This is a genomic window from Serratia sp. BNK-33-b (assembly GCF_048684565.1).
Lineage (GTDB): Bacteria > Pseudomonadota > Gammaproteobacteria > Enterobacterales > Enterobacteriaceae > Serratia > Serratia marcescens.
Genome location: NZ_JBLQTZ010000001.1, coordinates 529,105 through 546,722, shown reverse-complemented (window position 1 = coordinate 546,722; position 17,618 = coordinate 529,105). Strand labels below are relative to the sequence as shown.

Annotated in this window: 15 protein-coding genes; 9 read left to right on the top strand and 6 right to left on the bottom strand. The window is 61.6% G+C overall.

Features of this window, described 5'->3' with window-relative positions; genetic code table 11:
* Positions 1-31: 31 nt before the first annotated feature.
* Genes ACMGGK_RS02575 through ACMGGK_RS02565 form a run of 3 tightly spaced genes read left to right on the top strand, consistent with a single transcriptional unit; the run spans position 32 to position 3,876 of the window.
* On the top strand, positions 32-1,402 hold the full coding sequence (locus ACMGGK_RS02575; protein ID WP_049299867.1) for a sucrose-specific PTS transporter subunit IIBC: 1,371 nt from the start codon (positions 32-34) through the stop codon (positions 1,400-1,402).
* The gene (locus ACMGGK_RS02570) at positions 1,402-2,811 is read left to right on the top strand and encodes a sucrose-6-phosphate hydrolase (RefSeq protein ID WP_420277426.1); all 1,410 of its coding nucleotides are present in this window, start codon (positions 1,402-1,404) and stop codon (positions 2,809-2,811) included. The genes ACMGGK_RS02575 and ACMGGK_RS02570 overlap by 1 nt, the downstream gene beginning before the upstream one ends.
* Positions 2,812-2,832: 21 nt before the next feature.
* Complete coding sequence (locus tag ACMGGK_RS02565) at positions 2,833-3,876, top strand: LacI family DNA-binding transcriptional regulator (RefSeq protein WP_016930122.1); 1,044 nt, start codon at positions 2,833-2,835, stop codon at positions 3,874-3,876.
* A 55-nt stretch (positions 3,877-3,931) separates the two neighbouring features.
* Here ACMGGK_RS02565 and exbD read toward each other — a convergent pair whose 3' ends face one another.
* Both exbD and exbB read right to left on the bottom strand, forming a co-directional pair.
* Positions 3,932-4,354: a TonB system transport protein ExbD gene (exbD, locus tag ACMGGK_RS02560; RefSeq protein WP_004937307.1), complete on the bottom strand. Its 423-nt coding sequence runs from the start codon at positions 4,352-4,354 to the stop codon at positions 3,932-3,934.
* 3 nt (positions 4,355-4,357) lie between these two features.
* Complete coding sequence (exbB, locus tag ACMGGK_RS02555) at positions 4,358-5,338, bottom strand: tol-pal system-associated acyl-CoA thioesterase (RefSeq protein ID WP_075205904.1); 981 nt, start codon at positions 5,336-5,338, stop codon at positions 4,358-4,360.
* A 431-nt stretch (positions 5,339-5,769) separates the two neighbouring features.
* Here exbB and metC point away from each other — a divergent pair, with 431 nt between their 5' ends.
* On the top strand, positions 5,770-6,966 hold the full coding sequence (gene metC, locus ACMGGK_RS02550; protein ID WP_176062657.1) for a cystathionine beta-lyase: 1,197 nt from the start codon (positions 5,770-5,772) through the stop codon (positions 6,964-6,966).
* A gap of 145 nt (positions 6,967-7,111) precedes the next feature.
* Positions 7,112-7,774, top strand: coding sequence for a DedA family protein (locus ACMGGK_RS02545; RefSeq protein ID WP_004937300.1), 663 nt, complete (start codon positions 7,112-7,114; stop codon positions 7,772-7,774).
* A 10-nt stretch (positions 7,775-7,784) separates the two neighbouring features.
* Here the strand turns inward: ACMGGK_RS02545 and ACMGGK_RS02540 are convergent, their stop codons facing one another.
* Positions 7,785-8,705: a LysR family transcriptional regulator gene (locus tag ACMGGK_RS02540; protein WP_016930125.1), complete on the bottom strand. Its 921-nt coding sequence runs from the start codon at positions 8,703-8,705 to the stop codon at positions 7,785-7,787.
* A gap of 108 nt (positions 8,706-8,813) precedes the next feature.
* On the opposite strand from ACMGGK_RS02540, the gene ACMGGK_RS02535 reads away from it, so the two are divergent.
* Positions 8,814-9,842 carry a zinc-dependent alcohol dehydrogenase family protein gene (locus ACMGGK_RS02535; RefSeq protein ID WP_123867903.1) on the top strand — a complete coding sequence of 343 codons (1,029 nt, stop codon included), beginning with the start codon at positions 8,814-8,816 and terminating at the stop codon, positions 9,840-9,842.
* Between the two features lie 7 nt (positions 9,843-9,849).
* On the opposite strand, the gene ACMGGK_RS02530 is transcribed toward ACMGGK_RS02535, so the two are convergent.
* The gene (locus tag ACMGGK_RS02530; RefSeq protein ID WP_394852023.1) at positions 9,850-10,737 is read right to left on the bottom strand and encodes an AraC family transcriptional regulator; all 888 of its coding nucleotides are present in this window, start codon (positions 10,735-10,737) and stop codon (positions 9,850-9,852) included.
* Between the two features lie 226 nt (positions 10,738-10,963).
* Here ACMGGK_RS02530 and yqhD point away from each other — a divergent pair, with 226 nt between their 5' ends.
* The 3 genes from yqhD to ACMGGK_RS02515 all read left to right on the top strand — a co-directional run bounded on the left by yqhD (position 10,964) and on the right by ACMGGK_RS02515 (position 13,985).
* Positions 10,964-12,127, top strand: a complete 1,164-nt coding sequence (yqhD, locus tag ACMGGK_RS02525; RefSeq protein ID WP_016930127.1) for an alcohol dehydrogenase — start codon at positions 10,964-10,966, stop codon at positions 12,125-12,127.
* A gap of 285 nt (positions 12,128-12,412) precedes the next feature.
* Positions 12,413-13,237, top strand: a complete 825-nt coding sequence (gene dkgA / locus ACMGGK_RS02520) for a 2,5-didehydrogluconate reductase DkgA (RefSeq protein WP_016930128.1) — start codon at positions 12,413-12,415, stop codon at positions 13,235-13,237.
* Positions 13,238-13,379: 142 nt separating this feature from the next.
* Positions 13,380-13,985, top strand: a complete 606-nt coding sequence (locus ACMGGK_RS02515) for a transglycosylase SLT domain-containing protein (RefSeq protein WP_016930129.1) — start codon at positions 13,380-13,382, stop codon at positions 13,983-13,985.
* A 63-nt stretch (positions 13,986-14,048) separates the two neighbouring features.
* Here ACMGGK_RS02515 and ACMGGK_RS02510 read toward each other — a convergent pair whose 3' ends face one another.
* Complete coding sequence (locus ACMGGK_RS02510) at positions 14,049-16,217, bottom strand: YgiQ family radical SAM protein (RefSeq protein ID WP_004937285.1); 2,169 nt, start codon at positions 16,215-16,217, stop codon at positions 14,049-14,051.
* Between the two features lie 80 nt (positions 16,218-16,297).
* Entirely contained in the window at positions 16,298-17,032 is a 735-nt protein-coding gene (locus tag ACMGGK_RS02505) for a GntR family transcriptional regulator (RefSeq protein WP_420278059.1), read from the bottom strand.
* Between the last annotated feature and the right edge of the window lie 586 nt (positions 17,033-17,618).

The following is a 17,618-nucleotide window of genomic DNA, read 5'->3' as shown; positions in this document are numbered from 1 at the left end:
CGGCGGTATTTTTATTTAGCAAGGGGACAACATGGACATTACCGCAACCGCCAACGCGCTGTTGCCGCTGCTCGGCGGTAAAGAGAACATCGCCAGCGCCGCCCACTGCGCCACGCGCCTGCGCCTGGTGCTGGTGGACGACAGCAAGGTGGACAAAGAGGCCATCGGCAAACTGGACGGCGTTAAAGGCTGCTTCAGCAACGCCGGTCAGATCCAGGTGATCTTCGGCACCGGACTGGTCAACAAGGTGCATGCGGAATTCATCAAGGCGGCGGGCGTCAGCGAATCCAGCAAGGCCGAAGCCGCCGATATCGCGGCGAAAAAGCTCAACCCGCTGCAGCGCATCGCGCGCCTGCTGTCGAACATCTTCGTGCCAATCATCCCGGCGATCGTCGCTTCCGGCCTGTTGATGGGGCTGCTCGGCATGGTGAAAACCTACGGCTGGGCCGATGCCAACAGCGCACTGTTCATCATGCTGGATATGTTCAGCTCGGCGGCGTTCATTATCCTGCCGATTCTGATCGGTTTCACCGCCGCACGCGAATTCGGCGGCAATCCCTATCTGGGCGCCACGCTCGGCGGCATTTTGACGCATCCGGCGCTGACCAATGCCTGGGGCGTCGCCGGCGGGTTCCACACCATGAATTTCTTCGGTCTGGACATCGCCATGATCGGCTACCAGGGCACGGTATTTCCGGTGCTGCTGGCGGTGTGGTTCATGAGCCTGTTGGAAAAACGTCTGCGTAAGGTGATCCCCAACGCGCTCGATCTGATCCTGACGCCGTTCCTGACAGTGGTGATCTCAGGCTTTGTCGCCCTGCTGTTTATCGGCCCCGCCGGCCGGGCACTGGGCGACGGCATCTCCTTCGTGCTCAGCACGCTGATCGCTCATGCGGGGTGGTTCGCCGGGCTGCTGTTCGGCGGCCTCTATTCCGCTATCGTCATCACCGGCATCCACCACAGTTTCCACGCGGTAGAGGCCGGGCTGCTCGGCAACCCCACTATCGGCGTCAACTTCCTGCTGCCGATCTGGTCGATGGCCAACATCGCTCAGGGCGGCGCCTGCCTGGCGGTCTATTTCAAAACCCGCGACGCCAAAATCAAAGCCATTGCGGTGCCTTCGGCCTTTTCCGCCATGCTCGGCATCACCGAGGCGGCGCTGTTCGGCATCAATCTGCGCTTCGTGAAACCGTTTCTGGCGGCGCTGGCGGGCGGCGCGCTCGGCGGGGCCTGGGTGGTGGCCAACCATGTCGGCATGAACGCGGTCGGGCTGACGGCGATCCCCGGCATGGCGATCGTGCAGGCCAGTTCTCTGGTCAGCTATATCATCGGTCTGGCGATCGCGTTTGGCAGCGCCTTTGTCCTCTCTCTGCTGCTGAAATACAAAACGGACGCGCAATGATGGAAGAACTCAGCTTAATCAAACAGGCAATGCGGGCGGTCATGAACGGCCAGCCGCTCGCGCTGCGCGATCCGCACCGCCCGGCCTGGCATCTGGCGCCCAGCGTTGGCCTGCTGAACGATCCCAACGGCTTTATCCAGCACAACGGCGTTTATCATCTGTTTTATCAGTGGAATCCGCTGGGTTGCGATCATCGCAACAAATGCTGGGGACACTGGCAGTCGGCCGATTTGCTGCGTTGGGAGTACCAGCCAATCGCCCTGGCGCCCAGCGCCTGTTACGACAGCCACGGCTGTTACTCCGGCTCGGCGGTGGCGGCGGAAGGCAAAATCACGCTGATCTACACCGGCAACGTGAAATTCCCAGACGGCTCACGCACCGCTTACCAATGCCTGGCTCAGGAAAGCGAACGGGGCGAATACCGCAAGCTCGGGCCGGTGCTGCCGCTGCCGGAGGGCTACAGCGGTCACGTACGCGATCCGAAAGTGTGGCGTCATCAAAATGACTGGTACATGGTGCTCGGCGCGCGTGACTTGCAGGATCGCGGTAAGGTGCTGCTGTTTCGTTCCAGCAATCTGCTTGACTGGCAATCGCTGGGCGAGATCGCCGGTTCCGGTCTGAACGGCTTAGAGGAATTCGGCTACATGTGGGAGTGCCCGGATCTGTTCACGCTGGACGGCGCCGATGTGTTGATCTGCTGCCCGCAGGGGCTGGCGCCGCAGCCGGAACGCTATCTCAACCGTTATCAGGCCGGCTATCTGCTCGGCAAGCTGGATTACCGGCAGGCGGCCTTCAGCCACGGCGAATTCCGCGAGCTGGACGCCGGCTTCGAGTTCTACGCGCCTCAGACGACGCTGGCGGAAGATGGCCGCCGCCTGCTGTTCGGCTGGATGGGCGTGCCCGATCAAGATGAAGAAGCCCATCCGACGCGCCGTTACGGCTGGATCCACACCATGACCTGCCCGCGCGAGCTGTCGCTGCGGCATGGCCGCCTCCACCAGCGCCCGGCGCGCGAGCTGCAACAGCTGCGCGGTGAGCGAGCAGGCTGGCAAGGCCGCGCCGATGACGCCCCCGCCTATGCGCTGGGGGCCGCGGAGTTGCAAATGACGCCGCAGGGCGCGTTCAGCGCAACCTTTGGCGACGCGATGACGCTGAACTGGGACGGCGAAAGGCTGCAGCTGACGCGCACTTCCCTGACCGACGGTCGGCCGGAGCACCGTTACTGGCGCGGCTCGGTCACGCATCTGCAACTGCTGTTCGATCGTTCCAGCGTGGAAATTTTCATCAACCGCGGCGAGGCGGTGATGAGCGCGCGCTACTTCCCGGCTGGTGAGCCGCAACTGCGGCTGTGCGGGAGCGCGCCGCTGGCGTTGGAATACTGGCCGCTGACGCCATGCATGCTAGAATGACGCATCCTCCGATGACTTCAGATGGCGTCAGTGAAAAAAAATAAACGCATTACCATCAGTGACATCGCCACGCTGGCCGGGGTGTCGAAATCGACCGCCAGCCTGGTGCTGAACGGCCGCAGCAAGGAATATCGGGTGTCCGACGACACCCGCGATCGCGTTCTGGCGCTGGCGCACGAACACCATTATCAGCCCAGCATCCACGCCCGCTCTTTGCGCTCCAACCGCAGCCACACGCTGGGGCTGGTGGTGCCGGAGATGACCAACTACGGCTTTGCGGTGATTTCGCGCGAGCTGGAAACGCTGTGCCGCGAAGCCGGTCTGCAGCTGCTGATCGCCTGCACCGATGAAAACCCGGCGCAGGAGATGATGGCGGTGAACAGTCTGGTGCAGCGGCAGGTGGATGGCTTGATCGTCGCCTCCAGCCAGTTGAACGACGCGGAATACCAGAAGATCAACGCCGGGCTGCCGGTGGTGCAGATGGACCGTCTGATCGCCGGCTCTGAACTGCCGCTGGTGATCACCGATTCGGTCAATTCGACTGCCGACCTGGTGGAAAAGGTCGCGCGCCAACATCCGGATGAGATCTATTTTCTCGGCGGGCAGCCGCGCATTTCGCCGACCCGCGATCGCCTCGCCGGCTTCCAGCTTGGCCTGGAGCGCGCCGGCATCACATGCAAACCGGAATGGATCATCAACGGCAACTATCACCCCAGCTCAGGTTACGAGATGTTTGCTCAGCTGTGCGCACAGCTGGGGCGTCCGCCTAAAGCGCTGTTTACCGCCGCCTGCGGCCTGCTGGAAGGCGTATTGCGTTATCTGACTCAGCATCAGCTGATGGAGAGCGACATTCACCTGTGCAGCTTCGACGATCACTACCTGTTCGACTGCATGACGCTGAAGATAGACACGGTCGCGCAAGACTGCCTGGCACTGGCGCAACATAGCTTCGACCAAGTCACCGCGCTTATCGACGAACGGCCGCTGGAACAGAGCGCGCTTTATCTGCCGGGCCGTATCCACTGGCGTCATGCCGGTTCCCGGGCTTTGTTAGCCGGGGAGTGATATCTCAGAATCAATAAAAAAGGGCGCCTGAGCGCCCTTTATCGTTTTGCTGCCGCTACTTGGCGGCGCCCTCCATGCCCACCAGCCCCACTTTCAGGTAGCCGGCTTTACGCAGGGTGTCCATCACGCTCATCAGCGTTTCATAGTCCACGCTCTTGTCCGCCTGGAAGAAGATGGTGGTTTCTTTGTTAGCCTGGGTACGTTGATCCAGCACCGAAGTCAGCTGATCGGCATTCACCGGCTGATCGCCGACGTAGAGCTGCTTGTCGGCCTTCACCGACAGGAACACCGGTTTTTCCGGCCGCGGCTGCGGCTTGGCGGAAGAAGCCGGCAGATCGACGCGGATATCTACCGTTGCCAGCGGCGCGGCCACCATAAAGATGATCAACAGCACCAACATGACGTCGATAAACGGCGTCACGTTGATTTCATGCAGTTCGCCGCTGTCGTCCAGATCTTCATTTAAGCGCATCGCCATGACTCACCCCGCCCGCAGTTGGTGCGCGTGCTGTGAGCGCTTGGCTTCCGCCGTCGCGGCCAGATCCAGATCGCGGCCCTGCAGCAGCATGACCTGCGCCGCCACGTCGCCCACCTGCGCACGGTGGCCGCTGATGACGCGGGCGAAGATGTTGTAGATAACGACGGCAGGGATCGCCGCCACCAGGCCCAGCGCGGTCGCCAGCAGCGCTTCCGCGATGCCCGGCGCCACAACCGCCAGGTTGGTGGTCTGCGAATGGGCAATGCCGATGAAGCTGTTCATGATGCCCCACACGGTGCCGAACAGGCCGACGAACGGCGAGATGGCGCCGATGGTGGCGAGGAAGCCGTTGCCACGGCCCATGTTGCGGCTGTAGGCCGCCACGCGGCGCTCGAGGCGGAAGCCGGTGCGCTCTTTGATGCCGTTGTTGTCGTTGGATTCCGCAGACAGCTCCAGCTCGTTTTGCGCATCGTTCAGCAATACCGCGCTGACGCTCTCCGGGGCGAAGTTTTGCGCCAGCTCGGAGGCTTCATCCAGCGTGCGCGCTTCGGCCAGCGCCAACTGCTCGCGGCGCAGACGGCGCTTGGCGCGCAGCAGTTCGCTGCCTTTGGAGAACAGAATGGTCCAGGTCACGATCGAGGCCAGCACCAGGCCGATCATTACCGCTTTCACCACCGCGTCGGCGTGCTGGTACATGCCCCAAACGGACAGGTCCATGCCGCGGGTTTCCGGTGGCTGGATCGTTGGCGCCGGATTCACCGGCGTGATGCTCTCCGGCGCGGCGGCTGCCGCAGGTGCAGGCGCGGTGGTCGGCGCAACGCTTTCGGCAACGGCCGGATTGCTCGCCGGCGCGGCCTGCGCGCTGCCGGCCAGCCCCACGACCAGCACCATAGAAGCCATCAGGCTGCGGCCGAAGGCCTTGCCCCACTGCGCCCGGCCCTGGCCGAACGATCCTTGATTTAAATTCTTGCCAGCCGTTTTCACGCTGTGCCTCCACCCATTACCGATCAAAATTAAGGAATAATTCAGCGTGCGATCATATCAAACCAACCGGGGATTGATAGTAGTTCTCATTATTATTTACCAAATAAACGAGAAAATTTTAGCCAGCCCCGCCACAAAGCGCCAATCTGCGTCCGTTCACCGCCAACTGCCCCTTTTATAGGGTTATTTCGTTACTTTTCTCCCACAACGACGCAACAACGCCGCGCTGCCGAACGGCGTCTTGACCGATGAATGGGCTTCTCTCTCGCACCACGGCAGAAGGATGAGGCGAGAAATGCGCGCCCGACAGACAATTATAGCCGTTTCTATATCTGGAAGTTAAAACGTCTGGATGGCTATATTAACTCATGTTAACGTAAGGGCTATCGCAAACGGGCACGTGCAGAGCAACCAGAGGTGAGCCAGGTACCATGACGTCAAAACATATCGAAACCACGCTGATCGGCGCCGGCCGCAGCCAGCGTTACACCCAGGGCTCCGTCAATCCCGTCACGCAACGCGCCTCTTCTTTGGTCTTCGACTCCGTCGCTGCCAAAAAACACGCCACCGCGCAACGCGCCCACGGCGAGCTGTTTTACGGCCGACGCGGCACCCTGACCCACTTCGCCCTGCAGGATGCAATGGTGGAGCTGGAGGGCGGCGCCGGCTGCGTGCTGTACCCCTGCGGCGCGGCGGCGGTGGCCAATGCGATCCTGTCGTTCGTCGGCGCCGGCGATCACCTGCTGGTCACTGGTTCGGCGTACGAACCGACCCAGGATTTCTGCACCCATATCCTCGGCCGCATGAACGTCAGCACCACTTATTTCGATCCGCTGATCGGCGCCGATATCGCCACGTTGATCCAACCCAACACCCGCGTGGTGTTCCTGGAATCCCCCGGCTCCATCACCCTGGAAGTGCAGGACATTCCGGCGATGGTGCAGGCCATTCGCGCCGTGGCGCCGGAGGTGGTGATCATGATCGACAATACCTGGGCGGCGGGCGTGCTGTTCAAGGCGTTGGATTTCGACATCGATATCTCCATTCAGGCCGGCACTAAATACCTGATCGGCCATTCCGATTACATGCTCGGCACCGCCGTCGCCAACGCGCGCTGTTGGGATCAACTGCGCGAGTACTCCTATCTGATGGGGCAGATGGTGGATGCCGACACCGCCTACATGGCGAGCCGCGGCCTGCGTACCCTGAGCGTGCGCCTGAAGCAGCACGAACGCAGCAGCATTGAGGTCGCCAACTGGCTGGCCGAACGGCCGGAGGTGGCGACGGTCAATCACCCGGCCCTGCCCAGTTGCAAAGGCCACGCGTTCTATCGCCGCGACTTCAGCGGCTGCAATGGACTGTTCTCCTTCGTGCTGAAAGAGCGGCTGGATGATGCGCAGTTGGCCGCCTACCTGGACAACTTCAGCCACTTCAGCATGGCCTACTCCTGGGGCGGCTTCGAGTCGCTGATCCTGGCCAACCAGCCGGAAGAACTGGAAGCGATCCGCCCGGCGGGCGGCGTCGATTTTTCCGGCACGCTGGTGCGGTTGCATATCGGTCTGGAGAACGTCGAAGACCTGATCGCCGATCTGGCGGCCGGCTTCGATCGCCTCAACGGCGTGCGCTAAGGCGGATTCCGATAATTTTCTTCGTCTCGTTTAATGTCGGCTTAAGCTATTAGCGGTACACTAACCGGGTAACTGTCAGATACGGTAACCGCCGCATCCTGGAGAACGTGACCCCGGGCGCAACCGGCATGCAACAGGACATAAAATGGATGTATTACGAGAGATTATTCATGCGCTTTGGCAGCAGGACTTCATCGCCCTCGCCGATCCAAGCGTAATTTGGGTGGTTTACGCCGTACTTTTCACCACTCTGTTTTTGGAAAACGGACTGCTGCCCGCCTCCTTCCTTCCCGGTGACAGCCTGCTGCTGCTGTCGGGCGCGCTGATCGCCAAAGGCGTGATGGGCTTTGCCCCCACTCTGCTGATACTGACCGCCGCCGCCGGCCTCGGCTGCTGGCTGAGCTATATCCAGGGCCGCTGGCTGGGCCACACCGGCCTGGTGAAGAGCTGGCTGCTGCAACTGCCGGCACAGTACCACCAGCGCGCGCACAACCTGTTCAACCGCCACGGGCTGACGGCGCTGCTGATCGGCCGCTTCCTCGGTTTCGTGCGCACCCTGCTGCCGACCATGGCCGGCATTTCCGGGCTCAACAGCTCGCGCTTCCAGGTATTCAACTGGCTGAGCGCGGCGATCTGGGTCTGCGCGCTGGTCGGCCTCGGCTACGCGTTCAGCCAAATCCCTCTGGTGAAACGCTATGAAAGCCAGGTGATGACCGGCCTGATGCTGCTGCCGCTGTTGCTGCTGTTCGTCGGCCTGCTGGGCGCCATGCTGGTGATCTGGCGTAAAAAACGCGCCGCCTCTTCCTGAACCGGGCGCGCTACAGCGCCTTCTCGACCAACGCCAGACTGGCAGGCAGTTTGTTCACCAGCGTATCCACCGCCAGCCGCACCTTCAGCGGCAGGTGGGGCGTGTGCGGCCACACCGCATGCGCTTCAAAGGCGGCGCCCGGCCGATCGCGCAGCAAGCGCACCAGCGCCCCGCTCAACAACTGCTCACGTACCAGCCAGCACGGCAGCCAGGCAATGCCGAAACCCGCCGTGGCCGCATCCGCAATCGCCTGCAGGTCGTCCATTTGCAGCCGGTTATTCGGCATTACGTCCTGCGGCTTGCCGTCGCTATCCAATACCAACCAGCTGCGCCGCGCGCCGGCGCGCATATAGGTCACCGCCTCATGCTGCGCCAGTTGCTCGATGCTGAGCGGTTCGCCGCACCGCTGCAGATAGGCCGGCGAGGCGCACAGCGCCATGCGGTGATCGCCGATGCGGCGCGCCACCAAGCCGCTGCTGTTGGCCAGCGTACCGTTGCGAATCGCCATATCGAAGCCGTCCTCAATCAGGTCCACCACCCGATCGCTGAACGACAGCTCCAGCTCCAACCCAGGATGCTCGCGCGTCAGTTCGGTCAGCAGCGGCGCAATGCACATGCGGCCAAACAGCACCGGCATCGACACCCGCAGCCGGCCGCTGACCTGTCGTTTCCCCGACTCCAGCAGCGTTTCCGCGCCACGGATCTCCTCCAGCGCCCGCAGGCAGCGCTCATAAAACAGCGCACCGTCGTCGGTCAGGCTCTGGCTGCGCGTGGTGCGATGAAACAGCCGCACCCCCAGCCGCTGTTCCAGCCGGGCGATGGTTTTGCCGACCGCCGAACGCGAAAGATGCAGCCGACTGGCCGCCAACGCAAAACTGCCCGCCTCCACGGCGGTAACGAATACCGAAATGCCGCTCAACCGATCGCTCATGATTTGTCGCTCTGAAAGAAACAATCTGCGGAAATCTTATCGCCACTGGCGAACCTCTATCAACGATATTATCGGCAGGTCTGTTAATCGCTGACTTTGGAGAACATCATGACCAATACAATGCAACGCTGGACGATGAGCGCCCTGGGGCGTGAGCACCTGCAGCTGAGCGCAAGCGCCATCCCACAGCCGGGGCCGCACGAAATCAGAGTGAAAGTGAAGGCTATCTCACTCAATTACCGTGACAAATTGATGATTGAAAGCGGCATGGGGCTCACGCTGCCGCAGCCGTTCACGCCCGCCTCGGACATGGCCGGCGAGGTCGATGCCATCGGCCCCGGCGTCAGCCGCTTTCAGCCCGGCGCGCGCGTCATTTCCACCTTCAGCCCCGGTTGGCTCGACGGCGAGCAAAAACCCTACGGCGATGCGCGCCGGGTGCCTTATCACACCCTCGGCGGTTTTTATCAGGGCGTGCTGGCGGAATACGTGATAGTGCATGAAGATTGGCTGGTGGCGGCGCCAGCGTCGCTAGACGATGTTCAGGCCAGCACCTTGCCGTGCGCCGGGCTGACCGCCTGGTTCGCACTGGTGGAGCAAGGCAGACTGCGCGCCGGCGACTCGGTATTGGTGCAAGGCACCGGCGGCGTGGCGCTGTTCGCGCTGCAGATCGCCAAAGCGCACGGCGCCGAGGTGTACGTCACTTCCGGCAGCGACGAAAAATTGGCGCGCGCCAAGGCGCTGGGCGCCGACCGCGGCATCAATCGCCTGCATGGCGACTGGGTGGAGAAGGTCTATCAGCTGACCCAGGATCGCGGCATCGACCATGTGGTGGATACCGTGGGCGGCACCAACCTCGGCAATTCGGTGCGCGCCGTGGCGGTGGGAGGACGCATCTCGGTAATAGGCATCCTGGAAGGCAACGAAATTTCCGCCCCCGCCGGCCCGCTGCTATTAAAATCCGCAGTGATTCAGGGCATCGGCGTCGGCCACCGCCGCGCGCTGGAAGACCTGGTGCGCGCCGTGGACGCCGTCAACCTGCAGCCGGTGATCGACCAGGTATACCGCTTCGATCAGCTGCCGCAGGCGCTGGATCACCTCGATCGCGGGCCATTCGGCAAGATCGTCTTAACCCCATAAACGCGGCTCAGCCCTCCAGCAACAGCGGGTTGGCCTCGCGCAGCCGGGCGACTTCATCGCTCGGCGTCATGCCGAACAGCCGTTTGAACTCGCGGCTAAACTGCGACGCGCTTTCGTAGCCGACGCGGATCGCCGCCGTGCTGGCCTTCAGACCGTCATGAACCATCAACAGTCGCGCCTTATGCAGCCGGTACGACTTCACGTACTGCAGCGGCGAGGTGTTGGTCACCGCCTTGAAGTTGTGGTGGAACGCCGAGACGCTCATGTTGACCTCGCTGGCCAACTGCTCGACGTTGATGCTGTCGGCATACTGATGTTCGATACGCCGCAGCGCCTTGGCGATCTGGCTGAAGTGGGTATGCCGATTGACCAACTCCTGCAGCGACGCGCCGCAGGCGCCGCGCAGCACATAATAGAGAATCTCCCGTACAATCTGCGGCCCAAGCACCCGGGCGTCGAGCGGATTGGCCATCACGTCGAGCAGACGCTCGGTGGCGCACAGCAACTCTTCCGTCATTTCCGCCAGGTTCACCCCGTTGCTCTCCGCGCGCGGTTGCATCAGGTAGTCGTCATCGTCGATGTCGATCAGCAAGTCCTGCAGCATTTGGGTATCGATATTGACCGCCAACCCAACCAGCGGCAGTTCCGGGCTGGCGAAGGTTTCGCATTCAAACGGCAGCGGCACCGTCATCAGCAGGTAGTTGCGCGGATCGTATTGGAACTTCTTATTGCCGCAATAGCCGACCTTGTGCCCCTGAAAAACAATGACGATCCCCGGTTCATACATCACCGGCTGACGCGGGCTGTGGCGATCGACATACAAAATCTTCACCCGCGGCACCGGCGACGGCGTGTAGCCGTTGCCGCTGGCGATAGCCATCGCCTGGCGCGCCATGCGGCTGCGCAGCGCATCGATTTCAATCACGGAAACACCCTCTTACAGTCAGAACGATTCGGCATAAATCATAATTTAAAACTCGCCATTTCTACAGACAGTTGTAGAAATAGGCAAGAACCAAACAGGAATGTGCATTGTGCGTTGCCGCCCGGTTCCTGACAATACGGGCCAGATACCTTTGCGCCACTTTGGCGCCCGCCTGACAGAAAGAGAGAAATCAACCATGCACAACTTCATTCTGCATACCCCAACCAAAATCCTGTTCGGCAAGGACCAAATTGCCGACGTGGCCGGCCAAATCCCGGCGGACGCGCGCATCCTGATCACCTACGGTGGCGGCAGCGTAAAGAAAAACGGCGTGCTGGATCAGGTGCATAGCGCGCTGGCCGGCCGCGACGTGCGGGAGTTTTCCGGCATCGAGCCTAACCCGACCTACGAAACGCTGATGAAAGCGGTCGAGGTGGTGAAAGCGGAAAACATCGATTTCCTGCTGGCGGTCGGCGGCGGTTCGGTGGTTGACGGCACCAAGTTCATCGCCGCCGCCGCCCGTTATACGGCCAGCAACGACGCCTGGCACATTCTGCAGACCGTCGGCAGCCACATCGCCGACGCAGTGCCGATGGGCTGCGTGCTGACGCTGCCGGCCACCGGCTCCGAGTCCAACAGCGGCGCGGTGATCACCCGCAAAAGCAGCGGCGACAAGCAGCACTTCTTCTCGCCGCTGGTGCAGCCGCGCTTCGCCGTGCTGGATCCGGTGGTGACCTACTCGCTGCCGCCCCGCCAGATCGCCAACGGCGTGGTCGACGCCTTCGTGCACACCCTGGAGCAGTATCTGACCTACCCGGTCGACGCCAAGGTGCAGGATCGCTTCGCCGAAGGCCTGCTGTTGACCCTGCTGGAAGACGGCCCGCGCGCGCTGGCCGAGCCGGAGAACTATGCGGTGCGCGCCAACGTGATGTGGAGCGCCACCATGGCTCTGAACGGCCTGATCGGCGCCGGCGTGCCGCAGGACTGGGCGACCCACATGCTGGGCCACGAGCTGACCGCCATGCACGATCTCGACCACGCGCAAACGCTGGCCATCGTGCTGCCGGCGCTGCTGCACGAGAAGAAAGCGCAGAAGCGCGAAAAACTGCTGCAGTACGCTGAACGCGTCTGGGGCCTGCGCGAAGGCAGCGAAGACAGCCGGATCGACGGCGCCATCGCCGCCACCCGCGCCTTCTTCGAACAGATGGGCGTGCCGACCCGCATGGCGGATTATCAGCTCGACGGCAGCAGCATTCCGGCGCTGCTCGACAAGCTCCATCAGCACGGCATGACCGCCCTGGGCGAGCATCAGGACATTACCCTGGACGTCAGCCGCCGCATTTATGAAGCGGCGCGTTAATCGCAAAACGGCGATTTTTTGCTAGGCTTTAGTCTCCGCCAGCCATTTTTCGCCGCATCCTGCGCCCGGCCGATCACCGGGCGCAATCGGGCGCTTCAGCGCCGCCGATCGTTTCGCACCACTCGTCTTACCGCTCATTCGCAGGGAGAGCGGGGAGAAAATGGCCCTCCCGCCACCGCTGAAATTAGGCTGGCAAACCCGGCAACCGCCCATTTTGCCAACTAGAATTTATCTATAGCCGTTTCGGCGCCGCAGGCGCCGCAATCCGTACACAAGGAGATGCGCATGACAACGCAACAACCCATCATCAAACTCCACGATGGTAATCTGATGCCGCAGTTGGGTCTCGGCGTTTGGCAGGCGAGTATTGAAGAGACCACCCGCGCGGTGAGCAAAGCGCTGGAGATCGGTTACCGCTCCATCGACACCGCCGCGATTTACAAGAACGAAGAAGGCGTCGGCGCCGCGCTGCAGTCCAGCGCGCTGCCGCGCAGCGACCTGTTCATCACCACCAAGCTGTGGAACGACGATCAGGGCGATCCGCTGGCGGCGCTGGAAACCAGTCTGGAAAAGCTCAAGCTGGACTATGTGGATCTGTATCTGATCCACTGGCCGCGCCCGCAGCAGGATCAATACGTCTCCGCCTGGCGCGAGCTGATCAAGCTGCGCGAACAAGGCCTGGTGAAAAGCATCGGCGTATGCAACTTCCATACGCCGCACCTGCAGCGTCTGTTGGATGAAACCAACGTGGCGCCGGTCGTCAACCAGATCGAGCTGCACCCGCTGCTGCAACAGCGCCAGCTGCGCGCCTGGAACGCCACGCACCATATCGCCACCGAATCCTGGAGCCCGCTGGCGCAAGGCGGTGAAGGCGTATTCGACCAGCCGCTGATCAAGGCGCTGGCCGAAAAATACGAGAAAACCCCGGCGCAGATTGTGGTGCGCTGGCACCTGGACAGCGGTCTTATCGTCATCCCGAAATCGGTCACGCCGTCACGGATTCGCGAAAACTTCGAGGTGTTTGATTTCAAACTCGATAAAGATGAACTGGGCGAGATCGCCAAGCTGGATGTCGGCAACCGCCTCGGGCCGGATCCGGATACCCTGTAATCTCCCCCCAAGCCCTCTCCGGCCGGAGGGGGCTTTTCCTTCCCGCACATTGCTCCTTTGCGCCGCCTGACGTTATGATGACGACGCCGGAGGCTCCGCCCGCCGGTTAACGCCGTTAAAAAACAGACAAGCACGGAGCACCATGAAATTCTCTTTCTCACACGGGTCACGGCTGGGCATGCTTTGCGTCATGCTGGTGCTGGCGGGTTGCGCCGGCAAGAAACAGCGCGTCAGCTACGATCGCCACGCCTTCGATAGCGCCATCAAAGACGCCGCCAGCGAATACGGCGTAGACGCCAAGCTGATCACCGCCATGATCCAGGTGGAGTCCGGTTTCAACCCCGCCGCAGTGAGCAGATCCAATGCGATCGGCCTGATGCAGCTGAAAGCCGATACCGCCGGCTGCGACGCCTATCGCTACAAAGGCAAACGCGGTTGCCCGGACGATGACGATCTGCGGGATCCCGACACCAATATCGATCTCGGCGCCGCCTATCTGGCCACCTTGCAGAAACAACAGCTTAAAGGGATCGCCAATCCCGTCACGCTGCGCTACGCCACCATCATCGCCTACGTCAACGGCACCGGGGCACTGCTGCGCACCTTCTCCAGCAACCGTCAGCAGGCCATCGCGATGATTAACAACCTGTCGCCGGAGGCCTTTAACTGGCACGTGCGCAAATACCATCCCGCGCCGCAGGCGCCGCGCCATTTGATGAAAGTGGAAGCCGCGTACGAGCAGCTGTGACGCTCAACAGTGAAAAGGAGAACCCGGGGGTTCTCCTTTTTGTTTACGCATGCGGTGCGGCCGTTACGGCTTGGCTTTGCGAATCGGTTTGCGCGGCGGCCGGTTGGACGGCGTGCGCTGCCGATTGATATCGGTATGTTTGGTCAGCGCCGGCCGGGTATGGCGCTGCAGCCGTTTCGCTTCGCGCTGTTCGTCGATGCTCGGCGCCGGCACCAGACAATCGCGGCGGCTGCCGATCAGGTGCTTCAGGCCCATCTCTTCCAGCGCGGCGCGGATCAGCGCCCAGTTGGCCGGATCGTGGTAACGCAGCAGCGCCTTATGCAGGCGGCGCTGGCGATCGCCGCGCGGCACCACCACGTCTTCGCTCTTGTACCCCACCTTGCTCAGCGGGTTTTTGCCGCTGTAATACATGGTGGTGGAGTTGGCCATCGGCGAAGGATAGAAGTTCTGCACCTGATCGAGGCGGAAACGGTTCTTTTTCAGCCACAGCGCCAGGTTCACCATGTCTTCATCGCGGGTGCCCGGGTGCGACGAGATAAAGTATGGGATCAGGTACTGCTCTTTACCCGCCAGCTTCGAATAGTGATCAAACAGCTGCTTGAAGCGATCGTAACTGCCCATGCCCGGTTTCATCATCTTCGACAACGGGCCTTCTTCGGTGTGCTCCGGCGCGATCTTCAGGTAGCCGCCGACGTGGTGGGTCGCCAGTTCCTTGATATAGCGCGGATCTTCCACCGCCAGATCGTAACGTACCCCGGAAGCGATCAGGATCTTCTTGATGCCCTCCAGAGAACGCGCGCGGCGGTAAAGCTTGATGGTCGGCTCGTGGTTGGTATCCATATAGGTGCAGATCTCCGGATACACGCACGAGGCGCGGCGGCAGGTCTGCTCAGCGCGCGGGTTGGTGCAACGCAGCATATACATGTTGGCGGTCGGGCCGCCCAGATCGGAGATCACACCGGTAAAGCCCGGCACCTTGTCACGGATCTCTTCGATTTCGCGAACGATCGAATCTTCCGAACGGCTCTGGATGATGCGCCCTTCATGCTCGGTGATCGAACAGAACGAACAGCCGCCGTAGCAGCCGCGCATGATGTTCACCGAGAAACGGATCATGTCATAGGCCGGAATGCGATCCTGACCGTAGGACGGGTGCGGTACGCGTTGATAAGGCAGGGCGAAGACGCTGTCCATCTCCGGCGTGGTCAGCGGGATCGCCGGCGGGTTGATCCACACGTAGCGATCGCCGTGTTTTTGCATCAGCGCGCGGGCGCAGCCTGGGTTGGTTTCATGGTGCAAAATGCGCGAGGTGTGCGCATACAGCACCTTGTCGCCCTTCACTTTCTCGAAGGACGGCAGCAGCACGTAGGTCTTCTCCCACGGCTTCGGTTTGGCGGCGCGCACGGTGACAGGCTTGGCTTCCGGCTCTTTCGGCTTGGCGCCGTCGGCGCACGGCAGATCCTCGCCGTACGGGTTCGGAATAGGTTCGATGCGGCCCGGCTTGTCGAGGCGGGTGGAATCCACGCCGCTCCAGCCCGGCAGCGCTTCTTTGCGCATCACCGCGGTGTTGCGAATATCGTGGATATCGCCGATCTTCTCACCGGCGGCCAGACGGTGCGCCACTTCCACCAACGGACGCTCGCCGTTGCCGTAGATCAGCATGTCGGCTTTGGAGTCCACCAGCACCGAGCGGCGCACGGTATCCGACCAGTAATCGTAGTGGGCGATGCGACGCAGGCTGGCTTCGATGCCGCCCAGCACGATCGGCACGTCTTTATAGGCTTCTTTGCAGCGCTGGCTGTAGACCAGGGTGGCGCGATCCGGCCGCTTGCCGCCGACGTTGCCGGCGGTATAGGCATCGTCGTGGCGCAGTTTGCGATCGGCGGTGTAGCGGTTGATCATCGAGTCCATGTTGCCGGCGGTGATGCCGAAGAACAGGTTCGGTTTCCCCAACCGCATGAAGTCTTCTTTATTGCTCCAGTCCGGCTGCGCGATGATGCCGACGCGAAAGCCCTGCGCTTCCAGCATGCGGCCGATGATCGCCATGCCAAAGCTTGGGTGATCGACGTAGGCGTCGCCGCTGATGATGATCACGTCGCAGCTGTCCCAGCCCAGTTGATCCATCTCTGCCCGCGACATCGGTAAAAACGGCGCGGTGCCAAAACATTCGGCCCAATAGGGCTTATAGGAAAACAGTTCACGATCGGGTTGGATCAGGCTGGTGGTGCTCATTCTGCTGCTCTTTTTACAGGTTAATTAATCGCCGGGCGGCGATTATACGCACTAGCAGCAAAAAGAGCATGGTTATTTCGCTAACCGTTCACTTCGAATTCATAAACGTCGCTGCGGCACAAGATATCGCTGAACTCCAGCGCCTCACCCTGAGCGTTGCGGCTGGTTTGGATGATGTGCAACAACGGCGCGCCGCACGGCACGTTGAGCAGTTCGGCGACCTCGTCGCTGCAGGACACCGCCTTCAACAGAAAGTGTTTATCTTCAGGCACGATGCCGCGCGATTGCCATAGCGCATACAGTGAATGCTCCAGCTGCGCCGGTTCGGGCAAGAAGCGCGGTGGTATATAGGTGGTTTCCAGCGAGACCGGGCTGCCGTTCAGCAAGCGTAACCGCCGCAGTTTGATCACTTCATCCCCCTCCGCCAGCCCCAGCGCCGCCGCGGCCTTGGCCGGCGCGCCGACTCGAGTGCGCAGCAGCCATCGATTGCTGACGCGGCTGCCGTGACGCAGCGCCTGAGCGGTGAAACCGCTGTCCTTATCGAGGGAATAACCAATGCGCATCGCCACGCGGGTGCCGCCCCCCTGCTGCCGTGAAATCAGCCCTTTATCCTCCAGCAGCTTCATTGCCTTGCTGACGGTGACGCGCGACAGCGCCAGCCCCTCCGCCATCTGCCGTTCCGGCGGCAGAAATGCCTCCGCCGCCAACACCTGCTGCCTGATCGCGGTTTCTATCGCCGCCGCCAGCTGAATATAACGCGGCGCTACCGCCCCCTGCGCCAGATGGCCACGCAGCCAGGCCATAAAATCCGTCATTCGCCCGCCCTCTTGCTTATGCCATTCGTCTGAGTCTCATTGTTATCCTATCGCCTGTCCGGCGATAGGCACCTCACTTTAACTAAAATATCGCTAATACTTTCAGAGTGGCATCACAATTTTTGCCTAATGGACTTTCATTGGATCTAGATCGCGCGTAATCTGTGCTTATTGATGTTGATACATCAATAGCACCAACACCAGGGACCCACTTTAAAAACAATAAAAAACCCGCTGCCAGCCCTAAAGGATACCCTTGATGGCCGGCAGCGGGCCTATACTGCCGGCGCAAACGGCCGATAATAAGCAACGGAGCTAATGGATAGCCTGCTCACGGCTCATCGCCGCATCACAGGATCCCATCGCGGAGGGCGAAGCGGATCGATGTCGGCAAATAGAAACGTTCCCGCTTCGCCAATCCCCGCTGCAGCCCCACTCTTTGACTACACTCATTGGCGCCGTGCGGCCGACGTGCCTCACCCGATAAGGCGGATACCGCCCTCATTTTGACAGACCCGGCGGCATCAGCCGCTACACACTGCGCGGAATCGGCGTCTTCACCGACAGCGGGATAGCCGGCCTCAAC